The organism is Kouleothrix sp. 19917, assembly GCF_057073505.1.
This window is the reverse complement of record NZ_CP097099.1, coordinates 3,780,415-3,804,111: the sequence shown is the minus strand read 5'-3', so window position 1 is coordinate 3,804,111 and position 23,697 is coordinate 3,780,415. Positions and strand designations below refer to the sequence as shown.

Here is a 23,697-nt window from a genome sequence, read left to right as displayed (position 1 = left end):
CTGTGCTTTTTTTCGCACATTCGCCCCACTGGCTGTGCCGCGCCATTTTGAGTGGTGCTGGGCTGGGCGACGCAGGCAGATTCATGCCGTATAATCTGCGCATGGCCACACAATCACCTTCACCGCCGGGGCTGCCGCCTGTGCCGCCGCCCCTTCCGCCGGCCACGATGCGCCGGAACTACCGCCTGGGCGTAATGAATGGCGTGCTGTTTACGCTGGGCGAAACCATGCTCAGCGCGAACCTGGTGCTGGCGCTGCTGATCCGCCAGCTCGGCGGCTCGCTGGCGCTGGTTGGGCTGCTGCCCGCGCTGCAGAGCGGCGGCTACCTGCTGCCGCAAATGCTTGTGGGCGGGCGGCTGCAAGGCATGCGCGCCAAGCTGCCCCTGTATCGGCGTGCGGCGTTCGCGCGCATCGTCGCCTATCTGGTGCTGCTGGCGGCGATCTTTGGTGCCACGCGCTTTCCGCCAACGATTAGCCTGTGGCTGATTGTGGTGAGCTTCAGCATTTTCAACCTGGGCGGCGGCACCAGCACGCTGGCGTTTCAGGATGTGGTGGCGAAGGTCATTCCGGCGCGGCGGCGCGGCAGCTTCTTTGGCACGCGCCAGCTGTTTGGCGGCCTGCTGTCGTTTCTGATCGTTGGGCCGCTGGTGCGCTGGCTGCTGAATGACGATGGCCCGCTGGCCTTCCCAAACAACTACGGCACGCTTGGCGTGCTTGGCCTGCTGTGCATCGCGGCCGGGCTGATTGCGTTTGGGCGGATCGACGAGCCGCTGCAGGCCGAGGTGGGCGCGCCAGTGCGGATGAGCGATGGGCTGCGCCGCGCGCCCGCCATTTTGCGCGAGCACGCCGACTACCGCTGGTTTATTGTGTCGCGCATGCTGACGCGCTTTGGGCAGATCGCCGAGCCATTTTATATCGTGTATGCGACCGAGACGCTAGGCTTGCCGGCCAGCGCGGCGGGCCTGTACCTGGGGGTGCGCGCGCTGACTGGCGCGCTTTCGAACCTGGTGTGGAGCCGCGTGAGCGACCGGAGCGGCAACCAGCGCCTGGTGCTGCTGAGCGGCTCGCTGCTGCTGGTCACGCCGCTGCTGGCGCTGGCTGGCCCGGCGCTTGTGGGCGCGCTTGAGCTGGGCAGCACGGCGATGCTCGTTGCGCTTGGGCTGGTGTTTCTGGTGAGCGGCGCGGCGAACGATGGCAATAATATGGCCGCGAATACCTACCTGCTCGAAATCGTGCCCGAGGACGAGCGCCCGACCTACATGGGTCTGGCGAACACGTTGCTCGGCCTCTCGATGTTTGTGCCGGTGCTGGGCGGCTGGCTGGTGGGGCTGGTGGGCTATCGCGGTGTGTTCACGATTGGGCTGACCTTTGCGATGCTTGGGCTGCTGGCTTCGGCGCAGCTTGGGCAGGTGCGCGTTCGCAGTCGTCGGGCGCGGGCGGTGGGGTGACAGGGTGGGGTGAAGGGGTGAAAAGGTGAAAGGGTGAAGGGGCAGGCAGCAACCTGCAACCTGCAACCTTTAAACCTCCAATCCTCCGCGCTCTTTGCGTTCTTTGCGGTGAAATAATACTGCCGTCGGTTGTCGGTCATCGTTCGGCTACTTCCCGCCCCCGGCGACCTCGGCGGTATCTTGCGTGAGGCGGTGCGCCAGCAGAATGGGAATAAACGTCGCCGCGATCACAAACACTGCCACCACGTTGGTGACCGGGCGGTTGCGCGGGCGCACCAGCTGGCTGAGAATCCAGATCGGCAGGGTTTCCTGCTGCCCGGCGGTGAACGTCGTGACGATCACCTCGTCGAACGAGAGCGCGAAGGCCAGCATTCCCCCGGCCAGCAGCGCCGTGGCGATGTTCGGCAGAATCACATGCCGGAACGTCTGAAAGCTCGTTGCCCCCAGGTCCATCGACGCCTCGATCTGCGACGCGGCGGTGCGGCGGAAGCGCGCCAGCACATTGTTGTAGACCGTCACCACGCAAAACGTCGCATGCCCGATCACAATCGTCCAGAAGCTGAACGGAATGCTGCCCAGGCTGATCGCCGAGCGCAGCGCGATGCCAGTGACAATACCGGGCAGGGCGATGGGCAGCAGCAGCAAGAATGAGATCGCCTCGCGCCCGAAGAAACGGCTGCGGTAGACGGCCATTGCGGCCATCGTGCCCAGCACCAGCGCGATCAGCGTTGAGACGGCGGCCACACGCAGCGAGAGACCCAGCGCCTGCCAGACATCGTCGCGCGCCCAGGCCACGCCGAACCAGCGCAGCGTCAGGCCGGGCGGCGGGAAGGTGAAGGTCGCGTCTTCGGTGCTGAAGGCGTAAAGGATGATGACCGCAAAGGGGACGTAGAGAAAGGCCAGCACGGCCGCCACGGCGAGCTTGAGTAGGAGCGGCGCGCGCGGGCGAGCCTCGGCGGGGGCCTTTTTCGATTGGGATGCAGTTTGGAGCATAGTTTTCTTTATTTCTGGCTAGGTGTTTGTGTTTTGCTGTGATCAGTGCTTATCTTTTTGAAAGCGGTTTGCTCAGGCCGCAGGGCCGCCGGGGCTCGCGCCGCCCCGGCACCCGGCGTCGGGGCTATCGCCCCGAACCCCAAATTTGATGCTGTCTCATTCGAAGCGTTTGATGCGCATGCCTCCGTTGTGCTTACCGCTGGCAGCAATCGAGGATAGCTTGACGTAAGCGATACGGCTGACACTAATTGCTAATTACCTCGCTTTTACGCACGAATGAAAGCTCGGCGTCAAGCCCTTGAATGTCAAAATAGTACTGGTTTAGTAGGTAGATGCCGGCTTTTGGCACAACGGAGGCATGACCGCAAAAATTGGCTATGCCGACCAGCTCAAATTTGGAATCCAGGGGCAGCGCCGCGGCCGGGGTGCTGGGGCGGGAAGCCCTAGCGGCCTCGCGGCCCGAGCGAAACAAGGTGGGGCGGACACATAGGTCCGCCCAGACAGGTCCGCCCAGACAGGTCCGCCCAGACAGGTCCTCTAGACAGGTCCGCACTACAGCGCCTCAAAGGCCCCCAGCCGCCGCACAAGCAGCAAATACACCGCCATAATCACCATTGGTACGACGGTGAACGCCGCCGCCAGCGGGATATTGCCAGCGGTGCCCTGATGTTGCAGCACTGCTTGCCCGATAAACAGGCTGGAGTTGCCAAAGGTGCCGGGAATAATGAAATCGCCCAGCGTCAGCGAGAAGGTGAAGATCGAGCCGGCCGCGACACCCGGCAGCGCCAGCGGCAACAGCACCGTGCGGAAGGTCGTGCCGGGGTGCGCGCCCAGGTCGCCCGACGCCTCGATCAGCGAGCGCGGCACCCGCTCCAGCGCGGCGACGATTGGCAGGATCATGTAGGGCAGCCAGACGTACAGAAAGGCGAGGAACATGCCGATCGCCGAGACCGAGAGCGACGGCCCGCCGATCCCGGGCAGGCTGAGCACCGCGTCGAGCAGGCCGCCCAGCCCCAGCCGCGTGAGAAACCAGGTCAGAATGCCTTCTTTCGCCAGAATAAGCTTCCAGGCGTAGATTCGCACCAGGTAGCTCGACCAGAGCGGCATGGTGACGGCGAGGTAGAGCAGGGTTTTGCTGCGTGGCGTGGCGTAGCGCGCTATGTAGTAGGCCAGCGGAAAGGCCAGCAGCGCCGACGCAACGGTGACAATCGCGGCCATGCTGGCGGTGCGCAGCGCAATATCGAGATTTGGGCGCGTCAGCAGGTCGCGGTAGGTGGCCAGCGTGAACTGGCGCACGACCTGGCCGGTAAAGCCGTCGAGGTGGAAGAAGCTTTGCAGCAGCAGCGCGCCCAGCGAGCCGAGGTAGACCACGCCAAGCCACAGGAGCGGCGGCGCGAGCAGCAGGGCCAGCGCCAGGCGCGGCCGGTGGTAGAAAAATGTTGCCAGCCGCCGCGCAAATGTGGGCGCGCTGCCAGCGAGAGGTTGGTTTGCTGCCTGCTGGGTCACTTGGGTTTTCTCCTGAAATGAGCTATGCGTGTTCTTTCCGGGGCGCTTTGCCCCTGCGCCCTACTGTTATCTGCATTCTGAGTAGCGGCGAAGCCGCGTATCGAAGAGTGCGGGGCGCTTCGCCCCATGCTCTGCTTTATGAATTCCCCTGCCAACCCGGTAGCACTTTGCTCAGGCCGCAAGGCCGCAGGGGCGGCGCTCGCCCCTGCACCCCGGCGCTGGGGCTATCGCCCCAGACCCCGAATTTTGCGCAGTACTATATTCATCGGCTTTGTCTACTGCCTCCGTTGCGGGAGGCGCAGGCATCTGGCGATACAGTACGCGCCAGATTGCTTGCTTCAATACGCAGCAATTCATTTATTGCTCGCTGCCAGCGGCAAGCACAACAGAGGCATAACCGCAAAATGCTGATATTGCTGATCACCTGAAATTTGGGGTCCGGGGCGAAAGCCCCGGCCGGGGTGCTGGGGCGGGAAGCCCCAGCGGCCACGCGGCCTGAGCGACACCACGCTCAAACGAGCAAGCCGCAAATCGCGGAGCACAGCTAGCCCCAGCGGCCACGCGGCCCGAGCGAAATAACCAGGGCGGAGCTGTCAGGGCGGAGCTGTCAGGGCGGAGCTGTCAGGGCGGACCTGTCAGGGCGGAGCTGTCAGGGCGGAGCTGTCAGGGCGGACCTGTCAGGGCGGACCTATGTGTCCGCCCCAGGCGCCCCGACGGGCTGCGTGTGCTCGCGCGGCCACACCAGCCGCACCGGCCGCCCCTGCGCCGCGCGCGCATCCACCGCGCCGCCATCGAGATTCTGTGCCACCACCACCAGCGCGCCGCCGCTGTCGAGATCGACGAGGTAGCGCGTGAGCACGCCCAGGTAGACAACATCGCGGATGTGGCCGAGGGCAGTGTGCGCGCCGCTGGGTGCGGGCGCGTCGGGCGCGAGCATGCGAATTTTCTCGGGGCGAATGGCGACCGCGCCATCCGAGCCGGTGATCGCCGCCGCGTCTGCGCCGCGCAGCATATTCGATACGCCAACAAAGCCGGCCACAAACGCCGTCGCCGGGTGCTCATACACCTCGGCGGGCGCGCCAAGCTGCTCGATGCGGCCCTGATTGAACACGGCAATGCGGTCGCTCATCGTCAGGGCTTCTTCCTGGTCGTGCGTGACATAGATGAACGTGATGCCAACCTGCTGCTGGATGGCCTTCAGCTCGATCTGCATCTGCTGGCGCAGTTTGAGGTCGAGCGCGCCAAGCGGCTCGTCGAGCAGCAGCACGCGCGGGCGGTTGACCAGCGCACGGGCCAGTGCCACGCGCTGCCGCTGCCCGCCCGAAAGCTGCGCGGGTTTGCGGCGAGCCAGGCCCGGCAGGCGAACCAGCTCCAGCATCTCGTCGGCACGACGTTGGCGTTCGGCCTTTGGCACCTTCCTGATCATCAGGCCATACGCTACATTTTCACCAACCGTCATGTGCGGGAAGAGCGCATAGTCCTGAAAGACGGTATTCACGTCGCGCTCGTAAGGCGGCAAGCCGGCCGCCTCCGCGCCGTGAAGCCGGATGCTGCCACTGGTGGGCTGCTCGAAGCCGGCAATCAGGCGCAAACACGTGGTCTTGCCCGAGCCAGAAGGGCCAAGCATGGTGAAGAACTCGCCGTCGCGCACGGCCAGGCTCACGTCGTCGACGGCGCGCACCTCGCCGAAGTGCCGACTGACGTGGGAGAATTGGACGGCAGGGACGGCCGTGTCGCTCACAACGAGATCCTCTCTATGCCAGGGCCGACGGGCGTATGCGATACGCCCAGACTGACGAAGGGCGTATCGTATACGCCTGAGCCGCAAGATGCTGCGTGCTGAGTTTTGAGTTTGGCGTTGCTATCACCCAAAACTCAGCACTCACGATTCAAAACTGTTAGCGCCCACCAATGACCGCGATGTAGCTGGTGACCCACTCGTAGTAGGGCACGCAGTCGGTTTTGCCGTCGCCGCAGTCAGCAGTGGGGGTTTTCCAGAATGCGATTTTTTCGAAATTATCGAAGCCGTTGGTGGCGCAGCCGGCGTCGGTCAGCAGCGCATTGCCCTTGCAGGCGTCGGGCACCGAGGGCACCGAGCCGAACCATGCCGCGAGGTCGCCCTGGAGTTTGGGATTGAGCGACCACTCCATCCATTTGTACGAGCAGTTCGGGTGCGGCGCGTTGATCGCCATCATGGTCGTGTCGGCCCAGCCCGTCGCGCCTTCCTTCGGCACGACGCTGGCGATTGGCTGCTTGTTGAACTGGAGCAGGTTGACCTGGTAGGGCCACGAGCTCGAGGCGGCCACGCCTTCTTTGGTGAAGTCGTCGACCTGGACGCCAGCGTCGTGCCAGTAGCGGCCAACGATCTGGCGCTGACCGCGCAGCAGCTCAAGCGCGGCGTTGAACTGGTCGCGATTCAGGGCGTAGGGGTCTTTGATGCCCAGCTCGGGCTTGGCAGTTTTGAGGTAGAGCGCGGCGTCGGCGATGTAGATCGGGCCGTCGTAGGCTTGCACGCGGCCTTTGTTGCTCTTGCCGTCGGGCAGGGTCGTTTCTTCGAACACGACCTTCCAGCTGTCGGGCGCCTGGCCCTTGAAGGCGTCGGTGTTGTAGGCCAGCACGTTCGGGCCCCACTGGTAGGGCACGCCATAGTGCTTGCCGCCGACGGTGTGCCAGGCCGCGTTCTGCAAGCGCTGGTCGACCTTACCCCAGCTTGGGATGAGGCTGGTGTTTACTTCCTGCACGCGCCCGCCCGACACCAGGCGCAGGCTGGCGTCGCCCGAGGCCGTCACCAGATCGAAGCCGCCGTCGTTCATCAGCGCCACCATCTCGTCCGAGGTAGCGGCGGTTTTCACGCTGACTTTGCAGCCGGAATCTTTTTCGAACTGGGTCACCCAGTCGTATGCCTTGTCGGTCTCGCCGCGCTCGATGTAGCCGGGCCACGCCACAATCGAAACCGCGCCCTCGCCCGCCCCAACCTGCTGCAGCGGGCCACCCGCCGCTGGGGCGGCTGCTGCGCCAGTGGGTGCTGCGCCGCTGGGGGCAGCCGGCGCGCCGCCGCCACAGCTGGCAATGAATAGCGCGGCCAGCGCCACGGCCACAATCCGAACCGATGCTCTGGACATACTTCCCTCCTGTATCCAATACCAGCGATACACCTGCACCACGCAGAAGGCCAGAAAGCATGAATCGTTGATGCGGCCGCACCAAATGCGGCGTATGAATAGGGTATGGCGACGTTCCGGGGTGCGCGGATTATAGGGGCGGGCGCGGCGTTTTGTCAAATAGTACCGGGGAGAATTTCGCCTGCGCGGCGTGCGGCTGGCAGTGCCAGCTTTCGTGCAGGTCGCTCGGGCCGTAGGGCTGTCTTTTTGTTTTGGCGTATATGCGAGGGCTGCGCGCCCTCGCGCTCCGCGGGTAGGGGCCCACGCCGGCCCCTACCGACCCCGGCGTCGGGGCTTGCGCCCCGAACCCCAAATTTTAGTTGGTTGGCATATTCAATGTTGAGCGATCATGCCTCCGTTATGCTGAAAGGCTGGCATTATTCTATAGAAGCTTCTGCATACAAACGATGTACTGATTCTGTGTTCGCCGCAAGGCATGACATGACGTACTTGATGCGATACCGGCGCTCTTTGCCGGAAGGGGTCCGGGGAAACCGGCAAGGGTTTCCTCGGTCGGGGGCACGGGGGCGAAGCGCCCCGACAAAAAGCTCTACGCAACCTAATCGAGGCACGGGGGCGAAGCGCCCCGCACCCTTCGATACACGGCTTCGCCGCTACTCAGAATGCAGATAACAGTAGGGCGTGGGGCGAAGCGCCCGAAAATAAACCCAACGCAGATGCCGCCAGCGCTCGCGTGGAGCACTGGCGGCACGAGGGGGAAATATTGAGGCGACCTGAGGCCAGGCGCCGTTGGCGTGGGCGCGAAGGAGGGGGCAGCCGGGCCGCTGAACATAGCAGCGGGACGAAAGAATGACGCGGAGCAGTGTGTGATGCTGGCTGTGTTGCGCTCCGTGGGCTTTGGCCCGGCCCCTCGGGTTATACAATAGCACGCGCTGGCTGCACATGTCGACGGCGCAATGCTCACGGTATGGTCACACGAAGGCGGTGCGATTTACTGCATTGCAATGCCCGAAAATGTGTGGAGCTGCCCAAAACGTGCCAGATCGCGTTGCCGGTGCGGCAAGCTGTGGCACGTTTCAATCTTTCCCGCATAACATAAGGGTCTGGGGTCTGGGGTTTTGGGATTGGGCCAGCAACCCCCAACTTGCAACCTGCGAACCCGCAACTTTCCAACCTGCAACCTGCAAACCTGAAACATGCAACTTTCCAACATTCAACCTGCAACCCGAAACCTCCGTGCCTCTGTGTCTCTGTGGTGAATTTTTCGTCGGTTGTCGGGCGAGCTACGGCCCCTCGAAGCGGTAGCCGATCATGCGCACGGTGCGGATGTAGACGGGCTGCTCGGGGTCGGGTTCAACTTTCTGGCGCAGCCAGCGGATGTGTACATCGAGGGTTTGCGAGCTCGCGCCAACGCGCCCGCCCCACACGTCTTTCAGCAGCTGATCGCGCGCCACGGCGATGCCGCGATGGTGCATCAGGTAGGCCAGCAGGTCGAATTCGCGCGGCGTGAGCTGAAGCTCCGTTCCGGCCAGCCAGGCCCGGCGCGTCTGCACATCCACGCGCAGCTCGCCGATGGTGAGCGCGGGGCGCTGCGTTTTCGTATGCACGTTGGCGCGCCGCAGCAGCGAGCGCAGGCGCGCGCGCAGTTCGCCTTCCGATACGGTAGGTGCCAGGCACAGGTCGGCCCCGCGGTCCAGCCCAATGATCTGCTGAATCTCGTCGTCCTGGCTGGCCAGCAGAATGATTGGTGTGCGCGATTGCTTGCGGATCGCGCCACAGAGCGTAATGCCGTCGATGCGCGGCAGGTCGGCGTCGAGGATCACCAGGTCGGGCGGGCTGGCGCGCATCAGGTTCAGGCCGCTCACACCGTCGTGCGCGATGCTGGTGCGGTAGCGTTCGCTGGTGAGAAATGCGGCGATCCGGTTGGCGGCCGTGCCAGCCTGGTGAAGCAGCAGAACGTGAATATGTTCGTTCATGATCTCGTTGCGCCACTCTGCCTGCGATACACGCAGTGGCAGAAAGTGGACATGGGCGCTCAGAGCGCGCCAGAACCACAGCTGGCTGTTGTGGCGGCAAGCGCAGTATAGGTTCACTGGCTTAACGGGGCGGGAACGATTGGTTAAAAGGGGGTAAGCCATCGTTCAGCTTGGGTTAATGTAAGCGGCTGATAAACCTGCGCGGTTGGCGTGCCGAGCCTTCGGCAGAGCGGTACTTGCTTTTTCTTGTGGGCAGTTTTTGCGCGCGTAGCGCGCAAAAACTGCCCACATAATGAAGAGAGCAGCGCTGCTCCCGAACCTGTTCAATGCGCCCGCTGCAAGCGCCTTAGCGCCGCGTCATTGGCAGGAACACCTTCTGGTTGTCGGGGCCGGGCACCGGCAGCTGCGGCGGCGCGCTCGATTCCGCAATCGAGAAGTTGTCGTAGGCAACGCCGAAGCGTGAGTCGGCGCTGTTGGTTGCCAGCACGCCAGCCGCAGCGCCCAGCTTGAACAGCTTGGCCATCCACGGCGCGGTGCGCACGTCGATCTCGCCCATGGTGCGAATGTCCGCAGCGGCGTCGCTGGTGTTGCGGTACTGCACAATCACGCGCTCCGTCGCCGGGTCGAGAATGAGGAACAGGTCGAGCGTGTGGCTGTTGGTGAAGTCAATCGTCACCGGCTTGATCCAGTAGGGCTGGCTGTACACGCCATTGTTCTCAACCGCGAAGATCACGCCGCCGCTGCCGCCCGGGATGCGGCTGCTCATCACCAGCTTCACGTAGTTGTCCTGGTCGAGCCCGAAGAAAATACCGCCCGACTTGCCAGGGTCTTGCGGCACGCCGCTGAACGGGTCGGCGATGCGCGCGTGGATGGTGACGGTTTTGCGCGCGTCGAAGCCCACTTGCAGCGCGTCGTCCTGCGTGTTCTGGTTGCCCAGGTTGCTGCCCGCCGTCGCGTCGATTGACATAAAGCCACCCGCGCCGCCGACGTGTACCTTGCTGAGGAAGAAGCCGACGCCGTTCTTGTTGAGCTGCACGCCGGGGAAGCCGCTGTTGGCGAACTTGCCGGCCGGCGTGTCGCCGGGGTTCCAGTTTTGCACCCACGGCAGCGTGGTGGCAGTGCCGTTGGCCGCATCGAACTGGAACTGGTCCTGCACGTCGGGCTTGCCGTCGTTGTCGTCGTCGGGGTCGTTCAGGTCCGAAATATGGTCGCCGTCGTTGTCGGGCGGGGTGGCCGCCTTGCTGCACGGGTCGGTGGTATTGTCCAACTCGTCCTTGTCGGTGTAGCCGTCCTTGTCGCTGTCGGTGGTGGCCGGGTTGCTGCCCGCCGCGATGCACGAGCCAACCTTGTCCTGCGAGACAAACGAGAAGGCGTCGTTGGCGTCGGTGGGAGCGTTGCCCTGGTGGGTCGCGCCGCCCGGGGTGTAGAGCGTTGTGCCGATGGTCGCGCCGTCGGTGCCGTGGCGTGGCGTCAGCTCGTCGGCGATGGTCGTCCACAGGTTGGTTTTGGGGTCGTACATCTGGCCCTGCGCATTCACGCCAGCCGATGTTGCCAGCGGGCTGCCGGGCATAGCTTCGCCGCCCCAGATCGTGATCTGGTTGTGCAGCACACCAGCGGCCATGGCGGCGCGCGGCGTGGGCATGGGCGCGCGCACCTCCCAGGTGTTCGTGGCGATGTCGTAGGCTTCGTTGGCCGCCGTCACCGAGGCGATTGTCACGGCGGTGCGCCCGCCAATTGCGTAGAGCTTGCCGCCGACTGCCTCGAAGATCAGGTGGTCGCGGGCGGTTGGCATGGGCGCCAGCGTGGCCCAGCTATTTGTGCCCGGCGTGTAGACGAACAGGTCGGCCTTGTCGGGGTAACCCAGGCCGCCGACGACGTAGATCTTGCCGCCCTGCACCGCGACGCCACTTGCGCCACGCGGCAGCGGCAGGTCGGCCACGGCAGCCCAGCTGTTGCTGGCGATGTCGTAGGCGTAGACCGATTTCACCGCCACGCCGGCGCGGATCAATCCGCCGATCTGGTAGACCTTGCCGTTCAGACATGCGGCGCCGGGGTGATCGACCGCCTGGCCGGGCGCGGGCGGCAGCTGCGCCCATTTCTTGCCGTTCGGGTCGTAGGCCCAGGCGTTGTTGGTATCGATCACGCCCTGGCTGTTCTGCCCGACGATTCCGCCCACCACATAGACCTTGCCATTACATGCCACGGTGCCGACTTCCTGCGTTGGGATGGGCAGCGGCGTTTGCGTGTTCCACAGGCCGGTGTCCTTCAGCGTGGGGTTTGGTTCCATCACCTGGATGGTGTTGCCGCCATACTCGGCCACGTAGATCGCGCCATCCGGCGCCACTGCCACGTCGAGCGGCTGGTTGAAGATGCCCAGATCTTCTTCAAACTCCACCGTCTTGCCGTCGGGCGCGAGCACCACGCGCCGCACGCTCTGGTTGCCGGCGTAGGTGGCCGAGATGATGTTGCCCAGCATCTGGCCGCCAAAGGTTGGCGCGGTGTACTCGGCCATGCCGTTGGTAGAAACGCCAGCCTTATAGTACAGCAGCCGCTTTTCGGGGTGGTAGTTCGGGTTGGGCTGGGCGATTGGCGGCGTATACATGCTGCCGTCGTCGAGCACGCACTCGTTCGGGTGGCTCGGGTTCGGGTTGCCGCCAAAGTCGCCCTGGTCGATATGCACGAGGTAGTCGGGGCGCGTGCCCGGGTCGATTGCGGGCGTGCTCGGGCAGCCGTCGGCCGCGCCGGGCGTGGTGCCAGCGGTGAAGTTGCCCGCATTCACGTTTGCGTACAGCAGACCGTTGGAATGCCACAAAATGTCGTAGGGGTTGCGGTAGCCGCTGGCATACAGCTCGAACACGCCCGGCTTCATGTCGGCGGCCTTGGTGACTTTGCGCAGATCAACCGGGAACTGGTTCGGCGCGCCATTCACATTGAAGCGCACGATTGAAGCCGTCAGGTAGCGCTCGGACAGGCCACTGAAGGCGGTGCTGGGCGCGCCGAAGTTTGTGTCGCTGCCGATGCTCAGGTACAGCCAGCCATCCGGCCCGAAGTGTACGGCGTTGGGCGCGTGGTTTTCGCGCGAGCGCGGCAGGCCAGTTACGAAGTCGGTGCGGTTGGCCGGGTTGTCGTAGTCGGGGCCGATCAGGCGCGTGATCATGCCCGAGTCGATGTTCACCTTGCAGGTGCTGGGCGACTGGTTGAAGCAAAAGCGCGGGTCGCTGTGCACCACCCACATAATCGGGCGCTGCGGCGTCGAGGCCGGGTCGAAGTCGAGGCCGATCAGGTGGCGGCCCTTGACGGTCGGCGCGGGCGTGCCATCGGTGTTGAAGTTGGGCGTGTTGAAGATTGTGTTCAGCACCTGCACGTTGGTGACGCTGTGCTTGTCGTCGAGCGTGAGCACGTGGATGTAGCCGCCCTTGCCGAAGAAATCTTGCTGGCCGGCGTAGAGCTTGCCATCTGGCCCGACTTGCAGGGTGGTTGGGTGCTTGAAGTTCGCGCCGCCGGGCGTGGTGGCGTCGAAAATCTTGCGCCGGTCGAAGGCGATTGGCACCGCGCCGCTGCCGGTGTTGAGCTTGCGGAACTTCCAGGTTTGCACCCAGGCGTTGCCGTTGGCGTCGTTCGCGCCAAAGCTCAGGGTGTGCGCGCCCAGCGGCAGCGCGTCAAAGGCGTCGGCTGGCAGGGTGAAGGGCGAGCGCGTGTAGGTTTTAGCGTTCAGGCTGCTGAACAGCGCCACCGGCACGTTGTCGTCGAGCCGCCAGTAGCCGTCGTTCAGCGCCACGTCGTCGGCAATCGCCAGCGTGACGGTTGGCGGCGTGGTGTAGGTGCGGTTTTCCAGCTGGGGAATGGGCGCAAACGTCGGCGCGGCAAGGTCGACGCTGCCGGTCGGGTAGACATCGAGCGCCTGCACCACGGCATTGTCGAACAGCTTGGTGAAGTTGATGCTCAGCGTGGCGCTGGTGACGGTCGTGTCAAACGATTTGGTGATCAGCGCAGCCTTGCCAGCCTGCCCGTAGATGTCGAAGCCGGCAAGCTCGCGCTGGCCCTGCACATCGACATTGAAGCGCCGCACGCCCGGCGAGTTGAAGAACAGCTCGGCGAAATGCAGGCGCACAGTGTAGTTGCCGTTCGGGATGGGCAGATTGTAACGGAAGGCTGTGGCATGCTCGTTGATATAAAGCGGGTCGTCGGTGGTGTTCCAGATCGGCTGGGCTTCTTCGGTCTGCGTCGCCGTGATTGGCGCGGTGGCGTTGGCGTTGGTGAAGTAGCCATCTGGTTCCCAGAAGTTGTTGAAGCTGTCGGCATAGGCGCTGCCGCCCGCGTTGATGCGAATAATGCCTTCGCCCGCCGCGGCCCTGCGCGCCCAACTGAGCTTGGCAAGCGCGTTGCCAAAGCCCTCGAAATATTCCATCACCACGGTATGGTTGCCGGCGGCGAGGTCGGCGGCATATTCGTAGTAGGTGGGCGATTGCGCCGCGAAGTGGTCGATCACGGTCGCGCCGTCGATCTTCAGGCGCACGCCGTCGTCGGTGTAGGTGGCAAAGCGGTAGCTGCCCGCGCTCAGCGTGAGCGTGCGGCTCCAGCGCACCGAGAAGCTATTGGCGGGGAAGTTCGCGGCCGGGCTGCCCGCGCCCCAGTCGAAGTCGATGGTCGGATCGCCACGCACCAGCAAGGGCGAACCGCTCAGGTTCGGGTTGGTGAAGTATTCGCCCTTCCACACGCCCGGCGACACATCGGTCTGGATGGTGCTGTACGACAGGCGCGCGAGCGCGTCGCCCACGCCTTCGAAATACTCCATCACAATCACATGGTCGCCGGCTGTGAGTGTGACATCGGCCTGCCATTCGGTGGGCGACTGCGCGACGAAACGGTCGATCACGGTTTGGCCGTCGACCTTCAGGCGCGCGCCGTCGTCGGTATAGGTGACGAAGCGGTAGGTGCCGGCCGCCAGGTTCAGCGTGCGCGTCCAGCGCACTGAGAAGCTATCGGCGGGAATGGCCGGGTCGGGCGAGCCCTGGTTCCAGTCGAAGTCGATTGCGGCGTCTTCGCGCACCAGCGCGGGCGCGCCGCTCAGGGTTGTGTTTGTGAAATACTCGCCGTGCCAGGTGGGCGTAGCTGCCGCGCTAGAGGGCATGGCCGCCGGCAGGGCCGCCAGCAGCAGGCTTAGTAGCAGCGCCACGGCCAGCCGCCGCGCGCGTGCCTTGTGGGGCGATGATGATGCTTGATTCAAGGCAAAAGCTCCTTGTTTGGTGTGCGTATTATTTCAATACAGGTCGATACACGGCGTGAAACATGAGACACGAGACACGAGACGCGGGATGCCAGAACCGAGACATGAGACACGTCCCCTTCGGCAGGCTCAGGGCTTCGCTTCGATACGCAGCTATGCTGCTACTCAGGACGACGTCTTTCTGATCTCCCCATCACCCTTTCACCCCTTCACCATGTCACGGTTTCTCCCTGTCTCTTGTCTCTGTCTCCCCGCCTACGGCGCGGGTGGCGCGCGCACCTCGATGGTGTCGAACCAGGCGCGGGCGCTTTGCTCGCCGGGCGGCGCGTCGAGCGCCAGGCCAACGCGCGACTCGAGCGCAGCGCCGGGCGGCAGCGTGTAGCGCGCCAGCTCGTGATTGTTCGCGTAGAACGTAAGCGTGTCGCCGGTGCGACGCGCCGCCAGCCGGTTGGTCGCGCCCGCGCCGGTGTGCAGGGCATCGCTGGCGGCCCAATCGAGCAGTGGACGCGCCGCACCGACCTGCTGCCATTCCAGGCGGTAGCGCCCTTCCGCGTCGATCAGCAGGCGGTAGAAATCGTTGGGCCGGCCGAGCAGGAAGAACAGGCCAGCCTGCCCGCGCGCAATTCGCACATCTGCGCTCAGCTCGAAATCGTGGGCGGCGAGCGGCGCGCTGGTGCTAAAGCTCGGCCGGCTGTCGAGCGCCAATTCGTAGCCGCCGTCGCGGTAGCTACTGTGCCAGCTCGGCCCCAGCACCTCGGGCCAGCCCGCCGCCGCCTGATCGAACGTTTCGCGCAGCACCACCGGCCAGTCGCTGGCGGGCATGGGCGTGGGCGCAGGGGTGGCGGGAGCGGGTAGCTGTGCAATTGGCTGGGCCGCCCCGGCGGGCAGCGCTGTTGCGCTTGCTGTGGGCTGGGCTGCCGCGGTGGGCGCAATCGCCTGCTCGGCAACGGCGGGCGCGCGCTGCCAGCCCGGCCCCAGCCCCGCGCCAAGCAGGGCCACCGCAGCGACGCTGGCGGCCAGCGCGAGCGCGCGCGCAAGGCGCGGCCACGAGCTGGGGGCGGAGAAGGGGCGTCGTGCTCTGCGGTTCAGGCGTATGCGATACGCTGGTGCTTGGTTCTGCGGTTCCTGGTCTGGGCGCATTGCAATACGCCCGTCGCCGGTTCTGCGGTTCAGGCGTATGCGATACGCCGGTGCTTGGTTCTCGGTTCTTGGTTCTGGATTCTTAATCATGGCGTGCCTGCCCCGCCCGGCTTGGCAACCTGCCACAGCTCCACCACCGTGCCGTCGGCCTCCCAGCGGCGGATCGGACGGGCGTGCTGCCACGCTTCCAGCGCCACCGGAAACTGTGTGCCGACAAAATTCTGCTCAAGGCCGGGCGTCATAATCAGGTAGTCGACAGTTTGCCAGCGGTTGTGAAATACGTCCTCGCCAATCTCGGGGTCCTGGCCGACCTTCCAGTGGCTGTGGATGTTCGGGAAGGCGGGCGTGCTTGGCGCGGGCGTGCGCAGGTCGGGGAAAAAGGCGTCGTCGGCGATGATCATGCTGCTGGGCGGCAGGTTGTCCTGCATCCACGCAATCGCAGCGTGGCCGGCCGCGCCGCCGCGCGCAGTGTACAGCGACTCGGCGCGCCCAAGCGACCACCAGTGCAGGCCGGCGAGTGCCACCAGCACCAGCACCAGCGCGGCGCTTGCCAGTGGCCAGCGCGCCAGGCGCGCAAAAAGCGGCGCGGCCAGCACGCCAATATTCAGCGCCAGAAAGGGCAGCGCGAACAGAATATAGAAGTTGAACACAATGCCGCCGCGCGCCAGGTAGTACACCGACAGCGCGCCCAGCAGCCCCACCACCAGCGCCACGCGGTTGCGCCAGCCACGCAGCAGGTTCGCCAGCACGGCGGCGGTGCCGCCAAGCGGCAGCAGCATGTCGCGCCACAGCCAGTCTTCGCGCAGGAAATGCCAGAACTGGTTGTGGAGGTTGAACATGCCGCCGCCGTCGCGCCGCGTCTGCCAGAGCAGCGTGCCCAGCAGCGACACATGCGGCCGGGTGTCGCCAAAAGTGCCGGGCGGGAACAGCTCGCCTTTCAGCAGCGCATACAGGAAATACCAGCTGGCGACAATTGCCATTGGCAGCAGCCAGCCCAGCACGGCAAAGCGCCCGTGGTGCGCGCGTCGTTCCTGCACCGCCAGCAGCAGCATGGCCGGCAGCACAAAGATCGCGGTTTCCTTGGTGAGCAACGCAATGCCAAAACACGCGCCGCTTAGCGCCACGCGGCTTAGCCGCCCCTCGCCATCCAGCAGCAGATCGAGGCTGGTGAGCAGCCAGAACAGCATCATGCTGTCGAGCATCACCGGGCGGCCGTAGAAAACCGTGAGCGGCGACAGCGCGAACAGCAGCACCGCCAGCGACGCGGCGGCCGGCCCGCAGCCACAGGCGCGCGCCACGCGATACAGCCGGTGGATGATGCCGAGGTGCAGCAAGAGCATCAGCACGCGCCCGCTGTCGATCGTGCTGCCAAAGGTGTGCGGCCCGCCAGTCAGCGCCATCCATGCCGCCAGTAAGATCCAGCCGGCGGGAGCGTGGTCGTAGAAGTAGGTGTAGGGCGTGAGCTGGCCACGCAGCACCGCCAGCGCCTGGCCGGTATAAATTCCTTCGTCGCCGTTGTAGGTGAACGACGGGAAGTTGAACATATTCAGGCCGTGCGCAATCAGCCCCGCCAGCAGCAGCCCGGCTATCAGCAGCCACTCGGCGGCGTGCGCGGGCGCGGCCAGGCGCGGCGTTGGGCGTGGCAGCAAGCGGCGGGCAAATGTTGTTGGTGTAAGCATCAAAAAACCTTTGACGATTTACGATTTACGATTGGCGATTTACGATTGGGACGAATGACGAACGACGAATGACGAAGGACGAAAGGACGAAAGGACGTTCACCACAGAGACACAGAGGCACGGAGATTTGGGTTGCAGATTCGCAGGTTCGCAGGTTGAAGGTTGCAGGTTGCGACGAACGACCACGGACGAAGGACGAAGGACGAAAAATCACCGCAAAGAGCGCAAAGGACGCGAAGAGTTGGAAGGTTGCAGGTTGTAGGTTGTAGACTCAACCCAAAACCCCAGACCCTAAACCCTCGTGCGGTTGCAGGTTCCTGCCGCCTGCCGCCTGCCGCCTGCCGCCTGCCGCCTGCCGCCTGCCGCCTGCCGCCTGCCGCCTGCCTCCTGCCTCCTGCCGACTGCTCGTGTCACCTTGTCACCCATTCCCCAACCCCCGTCCCCCATTCCCCGGCAAACCTACGCTCCATGCTCGCGCGCCAGCAGCGGGTCGGCGGCCTCGGCTACGGGCAGCGGCTGGCCCACGCGATGCGCGCCAATGTGCCTGGTTTTTTCCCAGTTGTTCAGGCCGCGCGCCTGCCGCCAGACCGCCCGCAGCGCGCCCAGGCCCAGCAGCCACTGGTAGGGCATATAGGCGGCCAGCAGCCACAGCGGCGAGTACCAGCGCGGGCGGATGCCGTGCACCGCCGTGAATTCATACAGCCCAACCACGCTGATCAGCATTTGCACGGCAACCAGGTAGGCTGGCAGCGCGCTGATTAGCGTTACCAGCACCGGCAGCTTGCCAAAGAAGGCCAGCCAGATACTGATGGGCAGGTAGATCATTGTCAGCGCCTGGAGCAGCGGGAAGGCCAGCGTGTAGAGCGCGAGCAGCCGCTGCGGCAAGGTCGGCAGGTGCCGCCAGTCGCCTTTTGCCAGCACTTGCAGAAAGCCCTGGTTCCAGCGTGTGCGCTGCTTCACGAACTGCCCAACGGTTGGTGGGGTTTCTTCGCGCGTCACATACTGGTCGTCGTAGATGGCGCGAAAGCGCATGCCGCCATTCACACACAGCCGGATGCCAATGTCGGCATCTTCCGTGAGGCAGGTCTGGTCCCAGCCGTCTGCGCGGTCGAGCGCGGCGCGGGTGAAAAACACGGTGTTGCCGCCCAGCGGCACCATGCCCACGCGCGCGTGGTAGTGCATGCGCGATTTAAACCAGAACATGTACTCAAGCACGTTCAAGGCCGAAAACCAGCGGTCGGCGTAGTTCATGAGCTGTACGCCGCACTGCACCACCTCGGCATCTTCGCGCAGCATCACGGTGTTCACCACCTGCAGAATATCGGGGTGCGGCTCGTCCTCGGCGTCGAAGATTGTGACGACATCGCCGGTGGCGTAGCGCAGCGCGACATTCAGGCCGTGCGGCTTGTTGATCGGCGGCTCGTCAAAGGTGATCAGGCGCACATGCGTTATGCCCTGGGCGCGCAGCGCGGCCAGCTTCTGCTCGACCTCGGCAATCGTGCCGTGGTCGCCGGCTTCGATCACCACCAGCACCTGCACCAGCTCGCGCGGGTAGCGCAGATCGACGGTGCGCTGGATGGTGTCCTGAATGACTTCTTCTTCGTGGCGGGCGGGCAGCATCACAGTGAAGCGGCGCGTGGGCGGCTCGAAGCTGGTGGGCACGCGATTCTGCTGCAGCTTGGCGTCGTCTTCCCAGGCGTACAGCATCAGCGCGGCCGAGTAGCCCGATTGCGCGGTGAGCGCCAGCGAAATGCCGGCAAGCATCCAGTCGCCTATGCTCATAGCGCCACCTCCTCGTCGCGGTCGTTCACCCATTCGCAGCCGATGGCGGGCGGCGCGGCCGGGTCACTTGCTGCCCGCCCCTCGCCAGCCGACCATGTCCAGCGGCTGTTGGCCATGTAGTTCCACACGGTTGCCGCGCCCACCGCCAGCACGTTCGCAACCAGCAGCGGCAGCGGCGTGAAGCGCATCAGCAGCGTCAGCAGCAGCGCGGTGAGCGCCATGCCGCCGAGCGCCACGCCATTGAAGCGCAGCAGCCGCGCCGGCCACTTGTCATCGGCGGCGCGAAAGGTCCAGCGGTCGTTCAGAATGAAGTTGGAAACGATCGCTATTTCGGTGGCAAACAGGCTGCCCAGCACCACCGGCAGACCGGCCGTGCGCACCAGCGCCCACAGCACCGCCGAGTTCACGACAATGCCGCTCAGGCCCACCAGCCCGAAGCGCAGCGGGCGGCCAATTCGTTGGGCGTGTATCTGAAGTGTTGCGTTCATGTATGACCTCTTTTTGGGAGAACCGAGAACCGCCTGGGACGAATGACGAATGACGAATGACGAAGGACGAAGGCTCGTTCCAAAACCCTATTCCCCAAACCCCAAACCCTATTGCCTACGCCCCGCGCGCCAGGCGCACGCGCTTGTACGGGTTGGGCGACACGCGCAGGCGCAGCACCAGCGCGGCGGCTTCCCACACAATCTGCTGCGACATCTTCGATTGCCCGGCCACGCGGTCGGGGAAGACGATCGGGATTTCGTGGATGCGGAAGCCAGCCTGATGGCAGCGGTAGTTCATTTCCACCTGGAAGCCATAGCCGTTGGCGTTGATCGCCGCCAGATCGAGCTGCTGGAGCACGCTGGCGCGAAAGCACTTGTAGCCGCCAGTCACGTCGCGGATGGGCAGGCCCAGCAGCGTGCGCGCATACCAGCTCCCGCCCCGGCTGATCAGCTGGCGCAGCCGCGACCAGTTTTCGACGCGACCGCCCGGCACGTTGCGCGAGCCAAGCGCCACGTCAGCGGCGCGCTCGGCCACAGCCAGCAGCACCGGCAGGTAGCCCGGCTGGTGCGAGAAATCGGCGTCCATTTCGCACATATACTGGTAGCCCTGGCGCAAGCCCTCGCGAAAGCCAGCCACGTAGGCGGTGCCCAGGCCCAGCTTGCCGCTGCGGCGCATAAGCTGCACACGCGAGGTGTGTGCGGCCAGCGCCGCCACCATGTCGCCGGTGCCGTCGGGCGAGCCATCGTCGACCACCAGCACATCGAACTGCGGGCCTTGCTCAAGCACCGCCGCGATCAGGCACGTGATGTTTTCGGCCTCGTTGTAGGTTGGCACCACCACCAGGCAGTGGCGCTGCGTTTCGGCGGGCGGCTCTGCGCCGTGGTTCGGGAACGATGTCATGGTGCATCCTCTCCTGTGTGTTGCGGGCCGCTGCAAGCCTGGGCGCACACGCCAGCCCACGCAGGCACGGCCACGAGTGCCTGTGTGCCGGCATTGGTGCATTTGGAACATCACTCTCCACTTGGGATGGCTGAAGGATAGCGGGGTGAGCGCGGGGGGAGATTATTCGAAACTTAAAAGGCGACTAACACATGCTGACAATTCGTTCATTCGGGGGCACCTTTTTAAACAGAACTTCATCTCTGGAGCAAGTATTCCAAACTCGGGATGCAGAAGTCAGTGAGGATTTCGCCCTTCTGATGCGATCTCGAACAACAACCATCGCTCATGTCGATCGAGAAACTGCTATTAAAACAACAAGGAGTGTTGGGCATATTGCCCAACACTCCTTGTTTAGTTTAGCTTGACGTAATGCTGCTATTTCCGGGACCTGCGCCGAAAGCGCGCTAGAAGCCGCCGCTCGTATTCCCCGCGCTGCCCGATCCCGGCGTGGTGAATGAGCTGTTCGCGCCGGGTTGCCACGCATCGGCGGTGGCGGGATAGTTATTTTCCTGTCGCTTGATACACTTCCATTCGATTGTTGTGCCGGGCGGCAGGTTGCTGATCGTGCCGGTCCAGGTCGGGTACGACGTTGGGTTCAGCTTGATCGCGCTGTCGGGTGCCCAGCTGCCGAGCTGCGGCACGCTGCCAACCACATACACCGACTGGCCCGAAACGGTTGTGCCGTTGGTGCAGGTGAAGTTGGCCGACACGGGCGTCTGGCCGAGCGTGAAGCTGAACGTTTTGGCGGTTGTGACGCTCAGGCTGGCCGATTTCGCGACAACCAGATTGCCGCCGGCGTTGTACCAGCCGCTGCTGGCCGCGTCAAAGGCGGCTTTGTTGGCGTACTGCGTCAGCGCGCTGCCGTTCAGCGTCACCACCGAGGCCTGCGTGTTTTCGGCCACCAGCTCAACGACGTTGGCGCGGCTGCTGGGCGCGCCGGTGTAGGTGCCGCTCGAAGCCGCAATCGTCACGGTTGCGGTGTTGCCGCTGCGCTGCTGCGAAAGCGCGGTGGTTCGCACCGAACCGCTCTGGTATGCGGTCGATTCGCCGTCGTCCTCGTACAGCGTGAAGTTCGAGGCGGTGGTGTTGGAATACACGCGGGCGATCAGCTCGTTGCGGGTGGTGGCGTCGGTGCGCTTGCCAAACACGTTCATGGTCTTGTCGTCCACAAACATTTTCGGCAGAATCGCCCCGGCGCGGGCGTAGGCTGGCAGCTTGAAGGTGCCATTCACATAGACGGGCTGGTTGTTGTACCACTGGCCGGTGCTGTGGAAGTACTGGTTGGTCGCGTAGTTGATCCAGTCGCCGGCCGGCAGGTAGACATTGCGCTGGCGCTCGCCCGCGCCGGCCACCATCGCCACCAGCATGTCGCGCCCAATCATTTTCTCGTTGCCCATCTCGCGCACGTTGCTGTCGTTCTGGTAGTAGTAGACCGGCGGGGGCACGACCGGCTCGCCATACAGGTAGGCGCGGTGGGCCAGCGAGTAGTAGTAGGGCGTCAGCTCGTAGCGCTGGCGGGAGTTCGCCAGGTTGCTGGCCATGTCGCCGATCTGGTCGGGCGCGGTCTGGGCGCAGTTGCACAGGTTTTCGGTGTGCGGGCGCACTGGCACGTCGAACCACATGCCGTTGGCGTACCACTCGGTGTACAGCTCGTTCAGGTCGCTGTTAAGCATTTCGCGCCGGAAGCCGCCAATGTCGGAGCCAAAATAGTCGATGCCCGACATCGACATGTGCATTTGCGCGTTCGCCTGCCCGGCCAGCGCGGTCAGCTTCGAGCCAATGTCGGCCGACCACATCGCCACGCCAAAGCGCTGGATGCCGCTCGCGCCGGAGCGCGCCAGCATGAATGGGCGCTGCGTGACGCTGTTGCGAGTGTAGCCGCGCGCAATGCTTTCGGCCCATTTGAAACCGTAGATGTTGTGATAATCGGCGTGGGCGTTTTTGCCCGGCAGTACGCCCGAAACCCAGTCGGCCGAGTCATACATTTCCGGCTCGCCCAGGTCGAGCCAGTGGCCGGTCACGCCCGCGCTGATCAGCGGCTGGCGCTTGAGATCGTGCCAGTAGTCGCCCGCAGCGGTAATCGTCCAGTCGATCATGCCGCCGCGCCCCCACCAGTCGTTGGTGGTCAGGTACACGGGCGCGCAACTGCTGCACCCCGCGCGCACGAGGTAGCCGCGATTCTGCATGTCGGTATGCTCAGCCAGGCCCTTGCCGATGTACGATTCTTCGATTGGAATGATGCCAATGCCGTCGTTGTTCTTGTAGTTCGTGATTTTGGTGGTTGGATTCGGGAAGTTGGTCGTATCCCAGGTCAGCTTGCCCATGCTGGTGTTGTCGGAGCCGGCCGTGACGCCGCCGAACCAGCGCAGGTCGAGCACAAAGCCGTCGATTGGGAACTTGTTGGTGCGCAAGGTGCCCAGCCGATTGTCGATCTCGGTCCAGTTGTCGTAGCTGTATTCCGACACCCACAGGCCGAGCGCCTTTTTCGGCGGCACGGGCGGGCGGCCGGTCAGCTCCATGTAGTCCTGCCGCAGATCGGGCAGGTTCGCGCCAGTCATCACATACCAGCGCAGTTGGTCGCCCCAGGTTTCGACTTTATAAGGCGTGGTGTTGAGCGTCCACTGCTGCTTGTAGATCTGGTCCATGAACATGCCGTAGTTGGCGTTGCTTGCGCCAACCGCAAACATCACTGGGATCTGCGCATTGCCAACCGGGCCGTTGTCGGTGTCGTAGACCATGGCGTTGCCGTAGTTGCCGCCCGGCGAGCGCACGCGCCCGTCCCAGTCGCCATCGGCGCTTCCGCCCATGAAGAACTGCTCGCCCAGACCATAGATGTTCTGCATGCTGTCCTTGGTGAAGGTCAGCCCTTTCCACGCCTGCGACAGGTTCAGCGGGCAGGTCTGGTTGAGCTGCAGCGCGGGCGTGCGCGTTTTGTCGGTGATGGTGACGCACAGCGTGGTGCCGTCCACCACCACGCGAATGTCCGGCGTTTCCAGCGTGTTGCCGGTCTGGGTAAAGCTGGTCGGGCCGGTGTAGTTGGTTTTGGAAACTTGTGGCGTGGTGAAAATCGGGTTGCTGGTGCTCGGCCCCGGCCCTAAGCCGGAAAGCTCGAAATGCACCAGGTCGTTATCGAGAAACTCGACGATCAGGTAGTTGCTGCCCGAGGTGAACTTCACGCGCTGCACGGCGGCGAAAACCGGGTCGGCGGGCAGAATGACCATGCCAACAAGATATATCACGATCAGAAGCGGGGCAAAGCGCGCCAGCTTACGCAATCGCATTGTGTTTATCCTTTCACGGAAGATATGGGTTTCAAGAACTGCTAGGGTCAATATCTTTCAAATAACCACCAAGACACCAAGACACCAAGAATTTTATAGTATGAGGGTGCTC

General features: G+C 64.2%; 14 protein-coding genes. 2 read left to right on the top strand and 12 right to left on the bottom strand.

Features of this window, described 5'->3' with window-relative positions:
* The first annotated feature begins 83 nt into the window (after positions 1-83).
* Positions 84-1,448: an MFS transporter gene (locus M1P90_RS15515; RefSeq protein WP_483703752.1), complete on the top strand. Its 1,365-nt coding sequence runs from the start codon at positions 84-86 to the stop codon at positions 1,446-1,448.
* Between the two features lie 147 nt (positions 1,449-1,595).
* Here M1P90_RS15515 and M1P90_RS15510 read toward each other — a convergent pair whose 3' ends face one another.
* The 11 genes from M1P90_RS15510 to M1P90_RS15460 form a co-directional block, all read right to left on the bottom strand.
* Positions 1,596-2,441: an ABC transporter permease gene (locus tag M1P90_RS15510; protein WP_483703750.1), complete on the bottom strand. Its 846-nt coding sequence runs from the start codon at positions 2,439-2,441 to the stop codon at positions 1,596-1,598.
* Positions 2,442-2,993: 552 nt separating this feature from the next.
* Positions 2,994-3,947 (bottom strand): ABC transporter permease, encoded by a 954-nt coding sequence (locus tag M1P90_RS15505; protein WP_483703748.1) that lies wholly within the window; start codon positions 3,945-3,947, stop codon positions 2,994-2,996.
* 688 nt (positions 3,948-4,635) lie between these two features.
* Entirely contained in the window at positions 4,636-5,688 is a 1,053-nt protein-coding gene (locus tag M1P90_RS15500; protein WP_483703746.1) for an ABC transporter ATP-binding protein, read from the bottom strand.
* A 157-nt stretch (positions 5,689-5,845) separates the two neighbouring features.
* Entirely contained in the window at positions 5,846-7,069 is a 1,224-nt protein-coding gene (locus tag M1P90_RS15495) for an ABC transporter substrate-binding protein (protein ID WP_483703744.1), read from the bottom strand.
* Between the two features lie 1,283 nt (positions 7,070-8,352).
* Positions 8,353-9,045 carry a response regulator transcription factor gene (locus tag M1P90_RS15490; RefSeq protein WP_483703742.1) on the bottom strand — a complete coding sequence of 231 codons (693 nt, stop codon included), beginning with the start codon at positions 9,043-9,045 and terminating at the stop codon, positions 8,353-8,355.
* A gap of 346 nt (positions 9,046-9,391) precedes the next feature.
* Complete coding sequence (locus M1P90_RS15485; RefSeq protein ID WP_483703740.1) at positions 9,392-14,272, bottom strand: PA14 domain-containing protein; 4,881 nt, start codon at positions 14,270-14,272, stop codon at positions 9,392-9,394.
* Between the two features lie 255 nt (positions 14,273-14,527).
* The gene (locus tag M1P90_RS15480) at positions 14,528-15,412 is read right to left on the bottom strand and encodes a hypothetical protein (RefSeq protein ID WP_483703738.1); all 885 of its coding nucleotides are present in this window, start codon (positions 15,410-15,412) and stop codon (positions 14,528-14,530) included.
* A gap of 86 nt (positions 15,413-15,498) precedes the next feature.
* On the bottom strand, positions 15,499-17,091 hold the full coding sequence (locus tag M1P90_RS15475; protein WP_483703736.1) for an ArnT family glycosyltransferase: 1,593 nt from the start codon (positions 17,089-17,091) through the stop codon (positions 15,499-15,501).
* A gap of 459 nt (positions 17,092-17,550) precedes the next feature.
* Positions 17,551-18,873 carry a glycosyltransferase gene (locus tag M1P90_RS15470; protein ID WP_483703734.1) on the bottom strand — a complete coding sequence of 441 codons (1,323 nt, stop codon included), beginning with the start codon at positions 18,871-18,873 and terminating at the stop codon, positions 17,551-17,553.
* Complete coding sequence (locus M1P90_RS15465) at positions 18,870-19,361, bottom strand: GtrA family protein (protein WP_483703732.1); 492 nt, start codon at positions 19,359-19,361, stop codon at positions 18,870-18,872. Before M1P90_RS15465 ends, M1P90_RS15470 begins: the two co-directional genes overlap by 4 nt.
* 115 nt (positions 19,362-19,476) lie before the next feature.
* Positions 19,477-20,262 carry a polyprenol monophosphomannose synthase gene (locus tag M1P90_RS15460; protein WP_483703730.1) on the bottom strand — a complete coding sequence of 262 codons (786 nt, stop codon included), beginning with the start codon at positions 20,260-20,262 and terminating at the stop codon, positions 19,477-19,479.
* 191 nt (positions 20,263-20,453) lie between these two features.
* Here M1P90_RS15460 and M1P90_RS15455 point away from each other — a divergent pair, with 191 nt between their 5' ends.
* A complete protein-coding gene (locus M1P90_RS15455; protein WP_483703728.1) occupies positions 20,454-20,669 on the top strand; it encodes a hypothetical protein in 216 nt (71 codons plus the stop codon).
* Between the two features lie 39 nt (positions 20,670-20,708).
* Here M1P90_RS15455 and M1P90_RS15450 read toward each other — a convergent pair whose 3' ends face one another.
* The gene (locus M1P90_RS15450; RefSeq protein WP_483703726.1) at positions 20,709-23,585 is read right to left on the bottom strand and encodes a TIM-barrel domain-containing protein; all 2,877 of its coding nucleotides are present in this window, start codon (positions 23,583-23,585) and stop codon (positions 20,709-20,711) included.
* Between the last annotated feature and the right edge of the window lie 112 nt (positions 23,586-23,697).